The sequence below is a fragment of the Kribbella endophytica genome, from assembly GCF_054781295.1.
Window position 1 is genome coordinate 122,632 of the sequence record NZ_BAAGUR010000005.1, and the last position, 16,869, is coordinate 139,500.

The 16,869-nt window shown below is 68.4% G+C and carries 19 protein-coding genes; 7 read left to right on the forward strand and 12 right to left on the reverse strand.

All coding sequences use genetic code 11. The features are described from left to right. Positions 1 to 3: 3 nt before the first annotated feature. A complete protein-coding gene (locus ACYVIO_RS36615; RefSeq protein ID WP_460655575.1) occupies positions 4 to 1,053 on the reverse strand; it encodes a fatty acid desaturase family protein in 1,050 nt (349 codons plus the stop codon). A 219-nt stretch (positions 1,054 to 1,272) separates the two neighbouring features. Between ACYVIO_RS36615 and ACYVIO_RS36620 the strand changes: the two genes are divergently transcribed. From ACYVIO_RS36620 to ACYVIO_RS36630, 3 genes are all read left to right on the forward strand, one after another. Then, positions 1,273 to 2,580, forward strand: a complete 1,308-nt coding sequence (locus tag ACYVIO_RS36620; protein ID WP_460655576.1) for a sensor histidine kinase — start codon at positions 1,273 to 1,275, stop codon at positions 2,578 to 2,580. Next, entirely contained in the window at positions 2,532 to 3,179 is a 648-nt protein-coding gene (locus tag ACYVIO_RS36625; protein ID WP_460655577.1) for a response regulator, read from the forward strand. Before ACYVIO_RS36620 ends, ACYVIO_RS36625 begins: the two co-directional genes overlap by 49 nt. A gap of 92 nt (positions 3,180 to 3,271) precedes the next feature. Beyond that, positions 3,272 to 3,688, forward strand: coding sequence for a YciI family protein (locus ACYVIO_RS36630; RefSeq protein ID WP_460655578.1), 417 nt, complete (start codon positions 3,272 to 3,274; stop codon positions 3,686 to 3,688). 90 nt (positions 3,689 to 3,778) lie between these two features. On the opposite strand, the gene ACYVIO_RS36635 is transcribed toward ACYVIO_RS36630, so the two are convergent. Further along, the gene (locus tag ACYVIO_RS36635; protein WP_460655579.1) at positions 3,779 to 4,282 is read right to left on the reverse strand and encodes a SigE family RNA polymerase sigma factor; all 504 of its coding nucleotides are present in this window, start codon (positions 4,280 to 4,282) and stop codon (positions 3,779 to 3,781) included. Between the two features lie 289 nt (positions 4,283 to 4,571). Between ACYVIO_RS36635 and ACYVIO_RS36640 the strand changes: the two genes are divergently transcribed. Next, on the forward strand, positions 4,572 to 5,051 hold the full coding sequence (locus tag ACYVIO_RS36640; protein ID WP_460655580.1) for a VOC family protein: 480 nt from the start codon (positions 4,572 to 4,574) through the stop codon (positions 5,049 to 5,051). Here the strand turns inward: ACYVIO_RS36640 and ACYVIO_RS36645 are convergent. From ACYVIO_RS36645 to ACYVIO_RS36665, 5 genes are all read right to left on the reverse strand, one after another. Continuing rightward, positions 5,037 to 5,246 carry a hypothetical protein gene (locus tag ACYVIO_RS36645; protein WP_460655581.1) on the reverse strand — a complete coding sequence of 70 codons (210 nt, stop codon included), beginning with the start codon at positions 5,244 to 5,246 and terminating at the stop codon, positions 5,037 to 5,039. The two genes, ACYVIO_RS36640 and ACYVIO_RS36645, sit on opposite strands and share 15 nt — an antisense overlap. Before the next feature lie 361 nt (positions 5,247 to 5,607). Beyond that, positions 5,608 to 6,351 (reverse strand): amino acid ABC transporter ATP-binding protein, encoded by a 744-nt coding sequence (locus ACYVIO_RS36650; protein WP_460655582.1) that lies wholly within the window; start codon positions 6,349 to 6,351, stop codon positions 5,608 to 5,610. Beyond that, positions 6,348 to 7,199 carry an amino acid ABC transporter permease gene (locus ACYVIO_RS36655; RefSeq protein ID WP_460655583.1) on the reverse strand — a complete coding sequence of 284 codons (852 nt, stop codon included), beginning with the start codon at positions 7,197 to 7,199 and terminating at the stop codon, positions 6,348 to 6,350. The genes ACYVIO_RS36650 and ACYVIO_RS36655 overlap by 4 nt, the downstream gene beginning before the upstream one ends. Before the next feature lie 232 nt (positions 7,200 to 7,431). Continuing rightward, entirely contained in the window at positions 7,432 to 8,289 is an 858-nt protein-coding gene (locus ACYVIO_RS36660; protein WP_460655584.1) for an ABC transporter substrate-binding protein, read from the reverse strand. Between the two features lie 116 nt (positions 8,290 to 8,405). Continuing rightward, positions 8,406 to 9,224, reverse strand: a complete 819-nt coding sequence (locus ACYVIO_RS36665; protein WP_460655585.1) for a helix-turn-helix domain-containing protein — start codon at positions 9,222 to 9,224, stop codon at positions 8,406 to 8,408. A gap of 49 nt (positions 9,225 to 9,273) precedes the next feature. On the opposite strand from ACYVIO_RS36665, the gene ACYVIO_RS36670 reads away from it, so the two are divergent. Beyond that, entirely contained in the window at positions 9,274 to 10,074 is an 801-nt protein-coding gene (locus ACYVIO_RS36670; protein WP_460655586.1) for a phytanoyl-CoA dioxygenase family protein, read from the forward strand. Here ACYVIO_RS36670 and ACYVIO_RS36675 read toward each other — a convergent pair. From ACYVIO_RS36675 to ACYVIO_RS36695, 5 genes are all read right to left on the reverse strand, one after another. Continuing rightward, positions 10,053 to 11,279 carry a hypothetical protein gene (locus ACYVIO_RS36675; RefSeq protein ID WP_460655587.1) on the reverse strand — a complete coding sequence of 409 codons (1,227 nt, stop codon included), beginning with the start codon at positions 11,277 to 11,279 and terminating at the stop codon, positions 10,053 to 10,055. The genes ACYVIO_RS36670 and ACYVIO_RS36675 overlap by 22 nt on opposite strands. Positions 11,280 to 11,322: 43 nt before the next feature. Next, complete coding sequence (locus tag ACYVIO_RS36680; protein WP_460655588.1) at positions 11,323 to 12,378, reverse strand: hypothetical protein; 1,056 nt, start codon at positions 12,376 to 12,378, stop codon at positions 11,323 to 11,325. 95 nt (positions 12,379 to 12,473) lie between these two features. Next, a complete protein-coding gene (locus ACYVIO_RS36685) occupies positions 12,474 to 14,252 on the reverse strand; it encodes a 3-hydroxyacyl-CoA dehydrogenase family protein (protein WP_460655589.1) in 1,779 nt (592 codons plus the stop codon). A gap of 106 nt (positions 14,253 to 14,358) precedes the next feature. Then, positions 14,359 to 14,817: an NUDIX hydrolase gene (locus ACYVIO_RS36690; RefSeq protein WP_460655590.1), complete on the reverse strand. Its 459-nt coding sequence runs from the start codon at positions 14,815 to 14,817 to the stop codon at positions 14,359 to 14,361. After that, the gene (locus tag ACYVIO_RS36695) at positions 14,814 to 15,707 is read right to left on the reverse strand and encodes a methyltransferase domain-containing protein (protein ID WP_460655591.1); all 894 of its coding nucleotides are present in this window, start codon (positions 15,705 to 15,707) and stop codon (positions 14,814 to 14,816) included. Before ACYVIO_RS36695 ends, ACYVIO_RS36690 begins: the two co-directional genes overlap by 4 nt. 119 nt (positions 15,708 to 15,826) lie before the next feature. Here ACYVIO_RS36695 and nucS point away from each other — a divergent pair, with 119 nt between their 5' ends. Together nucS and ACYVIO_RS36705 are read left to right on the forward strand one after the other, a co-directional pair. Further along, positions 15,827 to 16,486 (forward strand): endonuclease NucS, encoded by a 660-nt coding sequence (gene nucS / locus ACYVIO_RS36700; RefSeq protein ID WP_460655592.1) that lies wholly within the window; start codon positions 15,827 to 15,829, stop codon positions 16,484 to 16,486. 90 nt (positions 16,487 to 16,576) lie between these two features. Then, positions 16,577 to 16,852 carry a hypothetical protein gene (locus ACYVIO_RS36705; RefSeq protein WP_460655593.1) on the forward strand — a complete coding sequence of 92 codons (276 nt, stop codon included), beginning with the start codon at positions 16,577 to 16,579 and terminating at the stop codon, positions 16,850 to 16,852. Positions 16,853 to 16,869: the final 17 nt, after the last annotated feature.

Below are 16,869 nucleotides of genomic sequence, written 5' to 3' on the forward strand. Positions count from 1 at the left end.
TGCTCACTTCGCGTGCTGAGCGCGGAGCTCGCTGCCCACTTCGTGCATGTGTCCCAGACCCATCCGGTAGGACTCGATCAGCCCCGTACTCAGGTACGGCATGCCGATCTTCTCGCAGTACGAGCGCACGATCGGCTGCGCGAAGCGCAGGTTGGCCCGCGGCATGCTCGGGAAGAGGTGGTGCTCGATCTGGTAGTTCAGGCCGCCCATCATCCAGTCGGTGACCAGGTCGCCGTCGACGTTGCGCGAGGTGAGCACCTGCTTCTCCAGGTGACCCCAGTTGCTGTCGTCGTCCGGCATCTCCATGCCCTTGTGGTTCGGCGCGAAGACACTGCCCAGGTGCAGGCCGAACAGCGCGTGGTGCAGCGCGGCGAACGCGATCGCCTTGCCCGGCGACATGATCAGGAACAGCGCGGTGAAGTACAGCGTCAGGTGCGCGGCCATCAGCATCAGCTCGACGCGGGCGTCGTGACGCTTGCGGCGGCCGACCAGGAACAGCACGCTCGACACCTTGAGGTTGAGGCCCTCGAGGGTGAGCAGCGGGAAGAAGATCTTCGCCTGATGGCGGCTCAGCCAGCCGTGCAGACCGGTGCGGCCCTCGGCCTGCTCCAGCGTCCAGACCAGCACGCCCTCGCCGACGTCCGGGTCCTTGTCGGTGTGGTTCGGGTTGGCGTGGTGGCGGTTGTGCTTGTCGTTCCACCAGCCGTAGCTCATCCCGCAGAGCAGGTTGCCGTGCAGCTGCCCGATCAGGTCGTGCGCCTTGCGGGAGCTGCCGATCTGCTGGTGCCCGGCGTCGTGGCCGAAGAACGCGGCCCGGGTGGTGAAGATCGCGAGCGGGATCGCCAGCAGCAACTGCAGCCACGAGTTGCCCAGCAGGACCACACCGGCCCAGGTGGCCGCGATCAGCGCCATGTTCAGCCCGATCGCGATCACGTAGGACGCCGTACGGCGTTCCAGCAGGCCGGCCTCGCGGACCTGGCGCAGCAGCGGGGCGAAATCGCTGCCCTTCTGCTGTTTGGTCCGGGCATGGGCAAGGGCAAGTGGCTGTGCCATCTGGTGCCTCGTCTCTGAGCGGTGGAGGCCATGGCGTACAGCCACGGCCAGCGTACGTGATCCACCCTGGTGCCCCTTCGCGCTCGGCGCACGCGTGCTACCACCCGGCCGAGCTGGGGGTTAAGCACCTGGTCAGGGTGGGTCTAGCACCACTGAGCCGGACCCGGAACTCGGTCATGATGGTGGGAGTTCGCTCGACCTCACCACGGGAGACACACGATGACGACCATCCAGAGCGCCACCGAGGCGCCGCCGCTGCGGTTCCCGCGGCTGGCGCAGCCCTTCGTCGCGCTCGGGCTGGCGATCCTGGCCGAGATCGGCATCGCGTTCTTCGTGCTCAACGTCGTCGCGGTCCCGCTGATCGCGGTCTGGGTCGGCATCCCGATGCTGCTGGTGTTCGTGCCCTGCACCCGCTGGTTCGCGAACTGCCACCGCACGATCATGTCGAGCTTCCTCGGCGTCCGGATCCCGCGGCCGTACCGCAAGCCGCCGATGCCCGGCATGCTGATGTGGCTGCGCACGACGCTGACCGACCCGGCCACCTGGCGCGACATCGCCTGGCTGCTGGTCAACGCGGTGATCGGGTTCACGCTGACGCTGCTGTCCGCCGTACTGTTCCTCGCTTCGGTGTTCTACCTGATCTACCCGTTCCTGGTCTGGGTGACGCCGCCCGGCGTGTTCGACGAGCCGTTCGGCGGAGCGATCCTGCCCACGCTGACCCCGCTGACCGCTTTCGGGATGGTGCCGATCGGGTTCGTCGCCTTCCTGATCTGGTCGGCGGCCGGTGAGCGGCTGCTGCGGGCCAACGCGTTCCTGGCCAAGTCGCTGCTCGGCCCGACCGAGAACGCCCAACTGGCGATCCGGGTCCGCGAACTGGCCGAGTCCCGCGCCGAGACCGTCGACACCCAGGCCGCCGAGCTGCGCCGGATCGAGCGGGACCTGCACGACGGGGCCCAGGCCCGGCTCGCCGCGCTGAGCATGAACCTCGGGATGGCCGAGGAGATGGTCGCCCGTGACCCCGAGCAGGCCGCGGCGCTGCTCACCGAGGCCCGCGAGTCGGCCAGTACGGCGCTGTCGGAGCTCCGCGACCTGGTCCGCGGCATCCACCCGCCGGTGCTCGCCGACCGGGGACTCGACGGTGCGGTCAAGGCGCTCGCGCTGACCTGCCCGTTCAAGGTCGACGTCATGTTCGACGTACCGGGTCGTCCGCCGGCGCCGGTCGAGTCCGCCGCGTACTTCGCGGTCGCCGAAGCCCTGGCCAACGCGGTCAAGTACTCGGCCGCCACGAACGCCTGGGTCCAGATCACGCACGAGGAAGAGCGGCTGCACATCATCGTCGGGGACGACGGTGTCGGTGGGGCCACGGTCACAGTGGGCGGTGGACTCTACGGAATCCAGCGGCGACTGGCCGCCTTCGACGGTACGTTGACCGTGGTCAGTCCGACCGGCGGGCCGACCACCGTGATCATGGAGTTGCCTTGCGAGTCCTCATCGCTGAAGATCACGCCCTCCTCCGGGACGGCCTGATCCGGCTGCTGGAAGCCCACGACTTCACCGTCGTCGAAGCCGTCGACAACGGCCCCCGGCTGGTCCCGGCGCTCGTCGAGCACCGGCCGGACGTGGCCGTCGTCGACGTCCGGCTTCCCCCGAGCTTCACCGACGAGGGCCTCAAAGCCGCCATCGAGGCCCGCCGCCAGGTCCCCGGCCTGCCGATCCTGGTGCTGTCGCAGTACGTCGAACAGCTCTACGCCCGCGAGCTCCTCACCGGCGGAGGCGGCGCCGTCGGCTACCTCCTCAAGGACCGCGTCTCCAACGTCGCCGAGTTCCTCGACTCCGTCCGCCGCGTCGCCGCCGGCGGCACCGCGATGGACCCCGACGTCATCGGCCAACTGCTGGCCCGCAGCACCCGCGACTCCCCCGTCACCCGCCTGACCCCCCGCGAGTCCGAGGTCCTCGGCCTGATGGCCGAAGGCCGCTCCAACGCCGCCATCGCCGCCGCCCTCTTCGTCACCGAGAAGGCCGTCAGCAAACACACCAACAACATCTTCGCCAAACTCGACCTGCCGCCCTCGGAAGACGACAACCGCCGAGTGATGGCCGTCCTGACGTACCTGGCATCCCGCTAGATTTTTCTTTGACCGGGGATGTCGAGGACCTCGCGCCGGCTTCGTCCCCCGGGTGAGAGCACCACCTGGGTGCTGAACCAGAGGAGACCGTGATGACGAAGTTCCTGCTGATCGTGGACTACAACGGTGGGGCGATCACCACGCCGATGACCGAGTGGGCGCCGGAGGACGTGAAGGCGCACATGGACTACTACGAGAAGCTCAACGCCGAGCTGCGGGAGTCGGGCGAGCTGATCGGTGGGGAGGCGTTGACCGGACCGGACCTGGCCAAGTCGGTGACGTCGGACGGGGTCTCGGCGCCGGTGATCACCGATGGGCCGTTCCTGGAGTCGAAGGAGCTGCTGGCCGGCTTCCAGGTGATCGACGTCGAGTCCGAGGAGCGCGCGATCGAGATCGCCGCGCTGGTCTCGCAGGTGCCTGGTCCTGGCGGCGTGCCGACGCAGCAGCCGATCGGCGTACGGCGGGTGATGCAGGAGTCCGACTTCCAGGAGCTCAACCCGCTGGGCTGAGCTGGTACGCCGGGGGCCTGGCGGCTACGCCGGACGTCGCGCAGGTCTCGCGTCGACGCCGTACGCCGGGAGGCCGCGCAGGTCTCGCGGCTACGCCGTACGCCGGAGGTCGTTGAGGGTCGGGTCCAGCCGGAGCCGGGTCAGGGCTCGGCTGGTCTGGCTCTTGATCGTGCCGACGGAGCAGCCGGCCAGCTCGGCGGTCTGGGCCTCGGTCAGGTCCATCAGGAAGCGCAGCACCACGGCCCGGCGCATCGATCGCGGCAGCCGGGCCAGTGCTGCGACCAGGACGAAGTGGCGTTCGAGCTGCTCGGACCATTCGATCGACGTGGTGAGCACCGACAGCTGGTCGGTCGGGAACTCCAGCTTGCCCTTCTTCACCCGCCACGACGCGCGGCACGTGTTCACCAGCACCTGCCGCACGTACCCGGTGGGGTCGTCGGCCCGGATCGAGTCCCACGCCACCCAGCACTTCAGCAGCGTCGTCTGTACCAGGTCCTCGGCCAGCAGGCGATCCTGCACCAGGAAGTACGCCGTCCGCAGCAGCCCGTCGTACCGACCGGCGACGAACTCGCTGAAGCCCGGATGGGTAGTCACCAAGGTCCTCCCGCCGATCGATCCGCCAGTGCTCACGACGCTAGAACCAGTCGAGGCGACAACCAGACGACTTCAGCCACAGCCGAATTCGTCCAGCACACGCCAGATCGGTGGTATGGCTCCACCGCCGCTCAGCAGCCCGGAATTCGGCGAGGAGACCTGGTGGCTGACCACACCGTCAACAGGCAGTCGGCCGAAACGCCCTCGGCGAGTCGGCCGTCCTAGGCGAGCTGAGCCTGTTGGCGGCGGCCCGACGGAGTTACATTGCCTCTCGGGGAGGGGATTTGCGATGCCTGTTTTCAGTGGGGTCGACCATGTCAGCTTGTCGGTGACGGATCTGGATCGCAGTGAGCGGTTCTACGTCGACGTACTCGGGCTGATGCCGTTGCTGGACTTCGGGTACGCCCGGATGCTGCTCGACAAACCGAGCGGGTTCATGCTCTCGGTCGTGAAGCACGAGAACGGCGCCGGTGGTGGGTTCACCGAGCTGAGTACCGGGCTCGACCACCTCGGCTTCGCCGCCGAGAGTCGCGAGGAACTGTCCGAGTGGGAGCGCCGCTTCGACGAGCACGGCGTGACGTACACGCCGATCCGCGACATGGAGTTCTCCCACCACCTGAACTTCCGCGACCCCGACGGCATCGCGCTCGAGTTCATCGCGCCGTACCCGATCCTCACCTCCTGGCTCCAGGAACTCCGCGACCGCGACGTCTCGCCCGCGGAGATCCAAACCCGCGTCGGCGAGTACCTGGACTCACTGCAGCCCTAGAGGTACGGGAGCTCGACGTACTCGGCCCGGAACTAGCTGCCGGCCGCGGTAGTTGCCGTTGTGCAGCAGGATTTCACCGAGGCGGGCGATCTCGTCCGTCCGCAGGTGCAGGCCCATCGCGCCGAGGGGAAAGCCGAGCGGGCAGCGGAACCACTGCGGGTTGCCGATCGCCAGCGGCTGGAACAAACGCGGCATGAGAAGTCGCGAAGATCAGAGCCGCTCGCGGCGGCGATGATCCGGCCGAGGAGGTACGAGTTGGTCCCGCGATAGGCGTACTTCGTCCCAGGCTGCGCGGTCAGCGTGGTCGACAGGAAGCCCTTCCGCCCGGGCGATCCCGACCGCAACCGACGTAAACGTCTTCGACACCGAGTAGACATCGCGCCGATCGTCACTGCCCCACCGAAACGAAACCGGTTCCTCACCCTCGCGAGCGATGTGAATGCCCTCAAGTCCGAGCCCCCGCTCAGCCACCGCCTGCCGCACCCCAAGCAGCCCGACCTGCACACCCTCAACCCCACGACTCACCATCGAGTGATGCTATGCGCCCCTGGTAGTTCTACAGGCGGCCGGCGTTGGTGATTCGGCTGAGGAACTCCTGGGTGCGGGGTTCTCGGGGGTGGACCAAGACCTGGGAGGGTGGGCCGGATTCGAGGAGGCGGCCTTGGTCCAGGAAGCAGATTTGGTCGGCTACCTCGCGGGCGAAGGTCATTTCGTGAGTGCAGATGAGCATGGTGATGCCGTCGGACTTGAGGGCCTTGAGGAGGTCCAGGACTTCGCCGACGAGCTCGGGGTCCAGGGCTGAAGTCACCTCGTCGAGGAGCATCAGTTTGGGGTTGTTGACCAACGCGCGGGCGATGGCGGCGCGTTGTTGCTGGCCGCCGGAGAGGTTGTCGGGGCGGGCGGACGCCTTGTCGGCGAGGCCTACTCGGTCGAGGATTTCCATCGCCTGGGTGCGGGCTGCGGCTTTGGGGACGCCGTGGACTCGGATGGGGGCGAGGGTGACGTTGTCCAGGACCGACAAGTGGGGGAAGAGGTTGTAGGACTGGAACACGATGCCGATGCCCGAGCGGATGCGGTCGGCGTTGGCTCGGGGGTCGGTGATGTCCTCGCCGTCGAGTTCGATGACGCCGTCGTCGACGGTTTCCAGGAGATTGACGCAGCGCAGCAGGGTCGACTTGCCGGAGCCGGACGCACCGATCAGGACGACGCACTGGCCGGCGTCGACGTCGAGGTCGAAGTCGTCGAGGACCACGTTGGTGCCGTAGGTCTTGCGGACACCGCGCAGCGACAGCAGGGTCATACCGGACCACCTCCCCCGCCGTACCAGCCTTGCCGGCGGGCGACCCAGTCGGTCAGCCGCGTGAGCGGGATGGTCAGCGCGACGAACAGGATCCCGGCCACGACGTACGGCGTGAAGTTGAAGTCCTCCGCGGTCTCGAGCTGCGCGGCACGGATCGCGTCGATGACTCCCAGTACGGCGATCAGACCGGAGTCCTTCTGCAGCGAGACGAAGTCGTTGAGCAGCGGCGGCATGACGCGGCGAACTGCCTGCGGCAGTACGACGAACCGCAGCGTCTGCCGGTGGGACAGCCCGAGCGATCGCGCGGCCGCGCGCTGGGACGGGTGGATCGATTCGATGCCGGCGCGGAAGACCTCGGCAACGTACGACGAGTAGGTCAGCACCAGCGCGGCTCCGCCCCAGATCACCGCTTCGTTCGGCAGCCCGCGCAACTGCAGCGCAGGAACGCCGAAGCCGAGCAGGAAGATCACGAGCAGCAGCGGGAGACCGCGGAAGACATCCGTGTACGCCGCGGCGAAGACCCGCAGGGGAAAGAAGATCGGTCCCCGCAACGTCCGCATGATCGCGAGCGTCAGTCCCAGGATCACGATCAGCACCGCGCAGACCAGCATCACCCGGACGTTCAACCAGAGGCCCTGGGCAACGACCGGCAACGCCTCCCAGCCGCGCTCGACGTTGAAGAAGGTCTCCCGCACCCGCGGCCAGCCCGGCGTCGAACCGATCCCGACCGCGAGCAGCGCCACCAGTACGACGGTGCTGACGCCGGCGATCACGCCTGACCGCACGGTCCGTCGCCGCCGGTACGCCAGCCGCTCCAACTGCAGCGCCGACGGCTGCCAGTCGCTCACAACACTCCCCGCACGACAGGCGCGAGGTCCCGCTCGGCCCGGCGTCGTGCCCCGCCGAGGTCCCAATCAGCCCGGCATGCCCCGCCGAGGTCCCGCTCGGCCCGGCATGCCCCGCCGAGGTCCCGCTCGGCCCGGCATGCCCCGCCGAGGTCCCGCTCGGCCCGGCGTGCCCCGCCGAGGTACCGCTCGGCGCGGCGTGCCCCTCGCCGAGCCGCCCAGTAGACAAGGTGCGTCACGAGAGCTCCGGTGCGCCTTCCGCGGTCAGGTACTGCTGCTGGAGTTTGGCCAGCGTGCCGTCGGCCTTCAGCCCGTCGACGGCCTTCGAGACGCAGGTCGTCAGTGCCGAGCCCTTCTCCAGCACGAACCCGAACTGCTCGGCCTGGCCACCAGCCGGCAGCTGACCGACGATCTTGCCGTTGTCCAGCTGGGCCGCGGTCATGTAGAACCCGGTCGGCAGGTCGACCACGATGCCGTCGATCTGCTTGTTCTTCAGGGCCTGCACGGCCAGGTCGTTCGTGTCGTACACCGCCGGGGTCTGCTTGGGCTTGATGACGTCCCGCAGCGACGTGTAGCTGGTCGTGCCGACCTGGGCGCCGAGCTTGGCGTCGGCCAGCTCGGCCACCGACTTGACGTCGGCGATCTTGCTGCCGGCCGTGGTGATCACGGTCTGCCGGACGTCGTAGTACCCCGACGAGAAGTCGACCGCCTTGCGCCGGTCCTCGGAGATCGAGATCTGGTTGACGTCCAGGTCGAACTTCTTCGGCCCCGGCGCGAACGCCGCGTTGAACTGCACGGTCTGCCACTTCACCTCGGTCTCCGCGAACCCGAGGCTCTTCGCGACCGCGTAGGTCACCGCCGACTCGTACCCCTTGCCGTTGGCCGGATTGTCGTCGACGAACCAAGGCCCGTAGGCAGGCTTGTCCGTACCGACCGTGAACGTACCCGCCGTCTTCAGCGCGAGCTTGTCCTTGCTGCAAGCGTCGGGCCCGGTCGGGCTCGGCGTACCGGAGGTCTCGTCCTCCGGCGCGCACGCCGACACTGCGACAACGACGAGGGTGGCCAGCACCGCCACGGCAGTCCGAAGATTCATGGCAGCAGACTAGAGCCCAGTGCCGACTGGAATCGCGCGATCTCGCCCATTCGGTCCGAGAATGCCGGAAGAATGCCGAGCGAGTGCATGAAGAGGGCCCATTCAGTTCCGGTCAATCAGCCCTTCCGGTACGCCGTCGGAGTTGCTCCGGTGTGGTGGCGGAAGCGGGTCGAGAAGTACAGCGGGTTGGTGAAGCCGACCTCCGCGGCGACCGACGAGACCGGGCGGGTGGTCAGTTCGAGCAGCCGGCGGGCGGCCTCGATCCGGCGGCGTTCGACGAACTGCTGGGGCGCGATGCCGAGCTGGGCGCGGAACAGATGCGCGAAGCGGGACGGCGACAGGTTGGCGGCCCGCGCGAGCCGGGGCACGTCGAGGTCGGCCTTGAGGTCGCGGTCGACCAGCTCTATTGCGCGGAGCAGCCGGTCGTCGATCGGGATCGCCTTCGGGTTCTGGGTGTCGGCCCAGAGCAGCGCCGCCTCCAGCGCGTTGAGCGCGAGCAGTTCGCCCTGGGTCAGCACGCTGGACTGGTGCCGGACGGCCGCGGCCAGGTTGTCGGCGATCCGGGCGGTGGCCTGCTCGCTCGGGTGGAGTCGCAGGATGCCCGGCGCAGCCTCGGGCCAGTCGAGCAGCGGCGTCCAGTCCGGTTTGGGGTGGAAATGCGCGAACAGGAAATGCCAGCGCCGTAGTACCGGCTCGACGCCGTAGTCGTGCAGCGTGCCCGGTTGGACCAGCGTGATGCTGCCGGGCTCGGCGACGACGTCCTCGTACGCCGTACCGAAGCGTCCTCGGCCGCCGAGCGTCTGGATCAGCAGCCAGTCGGTCGTGCCGCGGCGCCGGTACGTCGTGTAGTCCGGGCCCTCGTCGAACTCGCCGGCCAGCAACCGCCGGACGGTCGGCGTGTACGAATCCGGTCTAGCAGGATCTCGAAGGTTCACAGCTCAATAGGCTATCCACTCGCCGGGCCTCCGCGCGCAGACTCGGAGTATGACGAGCACAGTGTCCGAGACCGTCGCCGACGTCTACGCGCGCGAGGGTGTGGTCCAGGTCCCCGGCCTGATCAGCCCCGCCGAGGTCGAGCGGATCAGGACTGTTTTCATGAATCAGGTCGCGGCGGACCACTCGCTGGCGATCGACGACGGCGTACCGGCGGACGACCCGCTGGCGAGGTACCCGCGGTTCGTCCACCCGCACCGCCGGACCGATGTCGAGGCCGGCCGGCTGTCGCTGGAGCTGATGCTCGACAGCCGGATCCTCGATGTGGTGACCGCGCTGATCGGGCCGTCACTCGGGGCTCAGTCGATGTTCTACTTCAAGCCGCCGGGCGCGCGGGGGCAGGCGCTGCACCAGGACAACACGTTCCTGCGTGCCGACCCGGAGACCTGTCTGGCCGCGTGGATCGCGATCGACGACGTGGACGCGGAGAACGGCGGGCTGGCCGTCGTACCGGGCTCGCACCGCACCGAGTTGGTGTGTCCGGAGCCGGCGGATCTGGCTCAGTCGTTCACGAACGTGGAGGTGCCGGTGCCGGACGGGCTGCGGAAGGTGCAGACCAAGATGACCGCCGGGGACGTGCTGTTCTTCCACGGCAGCGTCGTGCACGGGTCACGGCCGAACTCCAGTGCCGACCGCTTCCGGCGTTCGCTGATCTTCCACTACGTGCCGGAGGCAAGCACCGAGATCGCTGCGTTCTACGACCCGCTGGTTCGTCCGGACCGGCGTACTGTCTCCATCCCGGCGGCCATTGGTGGCGGGCCTTGCGGTGACTACGCCGACGCGGAGCCGTGAGCCAGACGCGGTCTGGACGCTATGCCGCAGCCAGTCGCCGTTAGGCCTAGTACGACGACTGCGATGAGCAGCGAGGTCAGGGACCTGGTTGGGGTGAAGTCCGCCTGGTTGGCGTGGGCCTCGGCTGCTGCGCCGGCCAGACAGGTCGCCAGGGTGACGCCGAGCAGACCGGTCGAAAGGGCGAGCCAGCGGAGGTAGAGCTTGCCGACTGAGAACTCCCAGGCCCGTCTGGCGAACCGCAGCTTCGCGCCGGGGCCTGCTGGGCGGCGTAGGCCCCACTGGTCGTAGACATGCTCGGGCACCAGCTCGTTCAGGCGGTGGATGGTGGCCATGCCGCGTTGCAGGGACTCAGCGTCCAGGCCGGTGTCCTGGTAGGTCAGCAGTACGTCGCGGTCGACGACCAGACCGACTGGACGACCGTCGAGCAGGGTCTGCATCACTCGTGGCTGCAGCATTGCCATCACGTACGGCGCTTGCTCGCCGATCACGTCGAAGGATCGGTTGAACTCAGCGCTCTCCAGGGAGAGGTCCGAGCGCGTCAGTCCGCTGCCTGGGCGGACCTCCATGGCTGGTAGCTCCTGCTCGAGTTGCTGGCCGACGAAGACCGCCAGGCGACGACGGCTGGGCACGATGCCGTGCCACTCCAGCCAGCGCACCTCGAAGGCCAGCGCCCGGTTGGCCCGTACGACGTTGCGCACGACCCGGACCCGGCCGATCGGAAGAGGCAGCGGGGCCGCGGGGAGCTGGGGATCCTTGGGCAGTTCGCGATCCACCTGCCAGCCGTTGGCTTGGGCTGTGGCGGCTAGTTGCTGGGTGGTTGCTCGGGGCCACGAGTAGGCGATCAGCAGGATGGCTGCGGTCAGGAGGAGCAGGGACGGTGCCAGGGCGATTGCGGCGAAGGCTGCTCGGTCGCCTGCGTCGTACAGGCTCCAGACGACTCGGGCTCCGCAGGCGAGGACTGCGATCACGGCGATCCAGCGGACGGCTCGGCTGGTGGCGCCGGAGACCATGGTGAGGACGAAGGCGGCCGGTACGACGAGCAGGACGACCAGGACCATCGTCGAGGACCAGCCCGGCCAGTCTGCTCCGACGACGCCTGGCATCAGGATCAGGCCGAGTCCGGTGGCGACGAGGATGAGCGGGAAGGCGACTGTCTGTACGACCTCGCCGGCCTCGGATCGCAGTGAGGGGCTGGACGTGGTCACGCCTCGGAGTCTTGCATGTGGAGGGTCAGTTTCGCGCTGGGTGTCAGTCCTGGCCGAAGAGTCGGATGACCTCGCCGATCCAGTGCTCTGGCGAGACGGCCCAGGCTGCTGCCTCGGTCTCGTCGGCGTGGACGAGCAGGCGGTGCCAGGAGACCAGCCGGTGGACGACGTGGAGGGGCAGGGCCGCCTCGAGCTCGGTGTGGAGTACGTCGAGGGGTGCGAGGTCGGTCCACTCGTGGAGGTAGGCGTCGGTGATCTCGGTGAGGCGAGGATCGTCTGCTGACCAGGTGGTGGGGTCGTCGGGGTCGACCAGTGCGGCGTGGACGCAGGCGAGCGTGACGAAGGGGTGAGCCCAGAGGGCGTCGCCGAAATCGAAGAACCGGAACGGTGCGGTCGCGCTCGCCGCGAACACGTTGTAGGCGTGTAGATCGTTCTGGTCGAGCGCCAGCGGGATGGCACCGGAGAACTTGGAGGCCCAGCCGACCAGGTTGTCAGCTGCCCGGTGAAGCTGCTCGACCTGGGAGCCGATCGCGAGGGGGTGGTCGGTGCTGAGGTTGCTGAACCAGTCGGCGATGGAGTGGACCTTGTCTCCCAGTTGGGCTGGGCCGAGTTGGGTCAGGCCGCTGGCTAGGAGGGCCTGTTCGGCGGGGATGGTGTCGCGTTGCAGGGCGGCGTACTCCACGACCAGGCGGCGCCACAGGAGCAAGGGGTCGACCTCGGTGAGTTGTTCGCCGAGGGTCGCGCCTTGGTCGGCGGTGAGGAACCAGCCGCGGGTGGGTTCGATCGCGAGCGGGGCGATCACGTGCTGCGGGAGTTCCCGGGCCATCGCGTCGACGAGGGCTGCCTCGAAGGACTGGCCGGGGTTGTTCTCCTTGAACCAGTACAGGCCTCGGTCGGTCGGGTAGCACCAGACGGCAGCCCAGAAGCGGATCTTGTACGGGATCGGATCACCGGTGACGGTGATCCCGGCTGCTGCCAGTTGCGTGCGCACCCACGCGTCGGCTGCCGCGAACCAGTCGGCGCCGGTCCAGCGGCGAACCCACTGGCCCTCGGCGTCCTTCTGCAACGACCGGGGCTTGGGTGGCTGACGGGCTTCCATCTCAGGAGAGTAGGACGCCTGTCAGCACAGTCGCATCTGGATTAGTACTCGGAGCGCCGGCGGGCACTTGAGTGCTGTGCGCCGGGGCCGACTTGTCAGTTGGTGTAGTCCCGGAAGCCTCGGGCGGTCTTGCGGCCCAGGTAGCCGGCGGTGACCAGGTGCTCCAGCAGCGGGGCCGGGGCGAAGCCGGGCTCGCGGAACTCCAGGTACAGCGTGCGCTGGATCGCGAGTGACACGTCCAGGCCGACCACGTCCAGGAGCTCGAACGGGCCCATCGGGAGGCGGCAGCCGAGCTTCATGGCGGCGTCGATGTCGTCCACGCCGGCGTAGTGGGCTTCGAGCATGCGCACCGCGTCGTTCAGGTACGGGAAGAGCAGGGCGTTGACGATGAAGCCGGCCCGGTCGCCGCAGCGCACGGGGTGCTTGCCGGCGGCAACGGCTACGGCCGCGACGGTGTCGGCGACGTCGGGCGTCGTGCTGACTGTGCTGACGACCTCGACGAGCTTCATCACCGGGGCCGGGTTGAAGAAGTGCAGGCCGACGACGTCGGCCGGGCGCTTGGTGGCCATGGCGAGGTCGATGACCGGGAGGCTCGACGTGGTGGTCGCGAGGATCGCGCCGGGCTTGCAGATCTCGTCGAAGGTCTCGAACAGGGCCTGCTTGACGCTGAGCTCCTCGACGACGGCCTCGATGACCAGGTCGGCGGTGGCGAGGTCGTCGAGCTTGGCCGTACCGACGATGCGAGTCAGCGCCGCGTCGCGCTCCTCCGACGACAGCTTGCCGCGCTGAACACCCTTCTCCAGCGAGCGTTCCAGGCCGGCGCGGACCCGGTCGACCTTCTCCGTGCCGCGGGCGACGTACAGGACGTCGTACCCGGCCTTGGCGAGGACCTCGATGATGCCGACGGCCATCGTGCCGGAGCCGACCACGCCGATCTGCTGGATCGGGCGGACCGCGGTGTCGTCACCGTTCACCCGGGGAGTCAGGTCGTCGTCCACGACCACCGGCGAGTCCGGCGCCTCGTAGGTGTAGAAGCCGCGGCCGGTCTTGCGACCGAGCAGGCCCGCGGTGACCATCTGCTTGAGGATCGGCGCGGGCGCGTGCAGCCGGTTGCGGCCCTGCTTGTACATCGTGTCGAGGATCTCGTACGCCGTGTCGAGGCCGATCAGGTCGAGCAGCGCGAGCGGGCCCATCGGGTACCCGCAGCCGAGCCGCATCGCCGCGTCGACGTCCTCGCGGGTGGCGTAGCGCGACTCGACCATCGAGACCGCGTGGTTCAGGTACCCGAACAGGAGCGCGTTGGCGATGAAGCCGGCCCGGTCCGCGGCGACGACCGGGACCTTGTCGAGCTTGCGGGCCAGCGCGAGCACGTCCTCGACGACGTCCGGCTCGGTGACGACGGTCTTGATCACCTCGACGAACTCCTGCACGGGGGCAGGGTTGAAGAAGTGCATGCCGACCACGCGGCGCGGGCGCTCGGTGGCCACGGAGATCTCGGTGACCGACAGGGACGAGGTGTTCGTGGCCAGGATCGCGTCCTCGCGCACCACCTTGTCGAGCGCGGAGAAGATCTCGCGCTTCAGCTCGAGCCGCTCGATCACCGCCTCGATCACCAGGTCGCAGTCGGCCAGCGCCTCGATCTCGGTGGCGAACGTCACCCGGTCGAACAGCGCCTGCTGGTCCTCGACCGACAGCTTGCCGCGCTTGACCGCCCGGTCGGTGGAGTGCTGGATGTGCCCGCGGCCGCGCTCGACCGCCTGCTCGTCCCGCTCCACCCCGACCACGGTCAGCCCGTGCCGGGCGAACACTTCCGCGATCCCGGCTCCCATCGTGCCGAGCCCGACCACACCGACTGTCTGCAGTTCACGCGCCATGGCCGCAGTGTGCCAGTCGCCCGCTGGTCTGCCCATGAGGTGAGTCACCTGGGAGGTCAACCTCACACCTCCTCTCGGCTGAACCGGACCGTGCTCAGGACCGGCGTCATGACGGGACCTCGTCGAAGGTCGGGGGCTCGGCGACCCAAGTGTCGAGCAGGTGCTGAGGGCTCGCAGTGGACTGGAGAGCAGTGGCGATGGGCATCGGGCGCAGGTCCTGGTGAGTGAGGTCGGACAGGGGAAGCCAGACGGCGCGGTAACTGCCTGACTCGGAAGTCGGTGGGGAGGTCAGCTCGGCGCCGGTCCCCGCACCGAACGTGCCGCTCAGCGCGGTGGCGACGTAGTAGTGCTGGGTAGTGAGCTGGAAGTTCACGACAGCGGCGAGGCCGTGCAGCTTGACGATCAGTCCCAGCTCCTCGTGCGTTTCACGGACGGCGGCTTCGGCGGAGGTCTCCCCCGGTTCGACGCCGCCACCGGGCAGCGTGTGATAGCGACGGCCGCCCCGGACGCGTTCGATAGCGGCGAGGCCCTGGTCGGAGAGCAGGATGACGCCGGCCCGGATCATGCGGCGGCCCGGTCGGCGAGAATGTGGAACCAGCCACCCGCGCGGGTCTCGCCGCGTTCCAGCTCCTGCACCCGCCAGCCCGCGTCCGCCAGCAAGGCGCGCAGCGGCCCTTCCTCCCACAGCGTGAACTGGCGCGGGAGATCGAGGAAGCGGTTGGACCACTCGACACCGTCGCCTTCGCGGGTGGTGAAGGCGAGCAAGGGCGCGGCCTCAGCGCACTTGGTGAACACCTGTGCCAGCTGGTCAGCGGTGAAGTGCAGGAAGACCGCGTCGGCGAAGACCAGATCGTAGGGTCCGCCGTAGTCGGAGGTCAGCGCGTTCAGCAGGTCGGCCTTGAAACCGTCGGCCCGCATCATCTCGACGAACGCAAGCGTGGCGTCCGTACGACGGACCTGATGCCCCCGCCGCTCCAGCTCGGCGGCGTCGCGGCCGGTGCCGCTGCCGAGCTCGAGCACCATCCCGCCGGAGGGAAGCGCCTTGTCGACCAGGCGGATCAGGTTGTCGTTCGGATCGCGGGGAATCGACGCACGGAAGGTGTCGGCGCGTTGCTCGTACGTCTGCACGGTGACGGCGTTGGCCGCCTGCAACAGGCCGTCGGCGACGACAGACGTCCAGCCGTCCCCGGTGTGCTCGACCACGGCCGGCAGACGAACACCCAAGTCAGCTCCCAGCAACACAACGGTCTCGCCCCGATGAGCGTCGGAGATCTCCTGCAGTTGCCCGGCTGGATCGTCGACCACAGTCAGCGAAACGCCGAAGGCGGCAGCTAGTTCCGAGGCAGCAGGATCCGACGCAGCGGCGTACACAGCAGTGATCCGCTCGCCCGCGAAGACCTGTGGTGGCGTGCCCGGCAAGGGCAGCAGGATTCGGGCTGGGCACATCAGATTCATCGGGCATTCCCCCAGAAAGTCGTCGTACCAACAGATTCCCACCCGGGGCCGGGCGCCACCAGGAACCCAGTGCGCATCCTCCATGCACTCTCCAGGAACTTGGACTACGGTGTCTCCTCGTGCGCCTGGTGATTGCTCGTTGCTCAGTGGACTACTCCGGCCGGCTGACCGCCCATCTCCCGATGGCTCCGCGGCTGCTGATGGTGAAGGCGGACGGTTCCGTGCTGATCCACGCCGACGGCGGGTCGTACAAGCCGCTGAACTGGATGTCTCCCCCGTGCAAGCTGACCGAGGAAGACGGCGTCTGGAGCGTCACCAACAAGGCCGGCGAGGAACTGCGGATCACCTTCGAGGAGGTGCTCAGCGACACGGCGTACGAGCTGGGCCTGGACCCCGGGCTGATCAAGGACGGCGTCGAGGCGCACCTGCAGGAGCTGCTCGCCGAGCACGTGACCACCTTCGGCGAAGGCTGGACGCTGGTACGCCGGGAGTACCCGACGGCGATCGGGCCGGTCGACCTGCTCTGCCGCGACGCCGACGGCAAGCACGTCGCGGTCGAGATCAAGCGCCGCGGCGAGATCGACGGCGTCGAGCAGCTCACCCGGTACGTCGAACTGCTGAACCGCGACCCGCTGCTCGCGCCGGTCCGCGGCGTTTTCGCCGCTCAGCTGATCAAACCGCAGGCCCAGTTCCTGGCCACGGACCGCGGTCTGGACTGCGTCACGGTCGACTACGACGCCCTGCGCGGGATGGAATCCGACGTCCTGCGGCTGTTCTAGTCCAGTCAGAAACTGAAGAAACAGCAGTTCTTGCCCGATTTCGGGCAGATCCTTGGCTTCCGCCTCCCCAGCCCCCAGAGTTGTCGGGTGATGAGTGAGGTGACGCAGCCCAGCGACGAGCTGGTCGACCAGGTCAGCCGGACCACCGGCCTGACCACCGAGGACTCCCGGCGAGTGGTCGCCGACGTGCTCGCGTACTTCACCGAGACCACCGAGGAGTACGTCCGGCGCCGTCACCGCGAGCTGCAGACCTACGGCGCGCGCAACGACGAGATCTTCGCCCGGCTCGGCGACGAGCTGCGGCACTGGCCGGTCCGCTCCCCCGAACTGTCTGCCCGGCAGCTACGACGGATCGTCTACGGCTGACCAACAGCGAAAGGAAC

Excerpts from the sequence above, each read along its gene's own strand:
- ACYVIO_RS36615 (WP_460655575.1), bottom strand. The coding sequence starts at position 1,053 with ATGGCACAGCCACTTGCCCTTGCCCATGCCCGGACCAAACAGCAGAAG.
- ACYVIO_RS36620 (WP_460655576.1), top strand. The coding sequence starts at position 1,273 with ATGACGACCATCCAGAGCGCCACCGAGGCGCCGCCGCTGCGGTTCCCG.
- ACYVIO_RS36630 (WP_460655578.1), top strand. The coding sequence starts at position 3,272 with ATGACGAAGTTCCTGCTGATCGTGGACTACAACGGTGGGGCGATCACC.
- ACYVIO_RS36640 (WP_460655580.1), top strand. The coding sequence starts at position 4,572 with ATGCCTGTTTTCAGTGGGGTCGACCATGTCAGCTTGTCGGTGACGGAT.
- ACYVIO_RS36645 (WP_460655581.1), bottom strand. The coding sequence starts at position 5,246 with ATGCCGCGTTTGTTCCAGCCGCTGGCGATCGGCAACCCGCAGTGGTTC.
- ACYVIO_RS36650 (WP_460655582.1), bottom strand. The coding sequence starts at position 6,351 with ATGACCCTGCTGTCGCTGCGCGGTGTCCGCAAGACCTACGGCACCAAC.
- ACYVIO_RS36660 (WP_460655584.1), bottom strand. The coding sequence starts at position 8,289 with ATGAATCTTCGGACTGCCGTGGCGGTGCTGGCCACCCTCGTCGTTGTC.
- ACYVIO_RS36670 (WP_460655586.1), top strand. The coding sequence starts at position 9,274 with ATGACGAGCACAGTGTCCGAGACCGTCGCCGACGTCTACGCGCGCGAG.
- ACYVIO_RS36680 (WP_460655588.1), bottom strand. The coding sequence starts at position 12,378 with ATGGAAGCCCGTCAGCCACCCAAGCCCCGGTCGTTGCAGAAGGACGCC.
- ACYVIO_RS36685 (WP_460655589.1), bottom strand. The coding sequence starts at position 14,252 with ATGGCGCGTGAACTGCAGACAGTCGGTGTGGTCGGGCTCGGCACGATG.
- ACYVIO_RS36690 (WP_460655590.1), bottom strand. The coding sequence starts at position 14,817 with ATGATCCGGGCCGGCGTCATCCTGCTCTCCGACCAGGGCCTCGCCGCT.
- ACYVIO_RS36695 (WP_460655591.1), bottom strand. The coding sequence starts at position 15,707 with ATGAATCTGATGTGCCCAGCCCGAATCCTGCTGCCCTTGCCGGGCACG.
- ACYVIO_RS36705 (WP_460655593.1), top strand. The coding sequence starts at position 16,577 with ATGAGTGAGGTGACGCAGCCCAGCGACGAGCTGGTCGACCAGGTCAGC.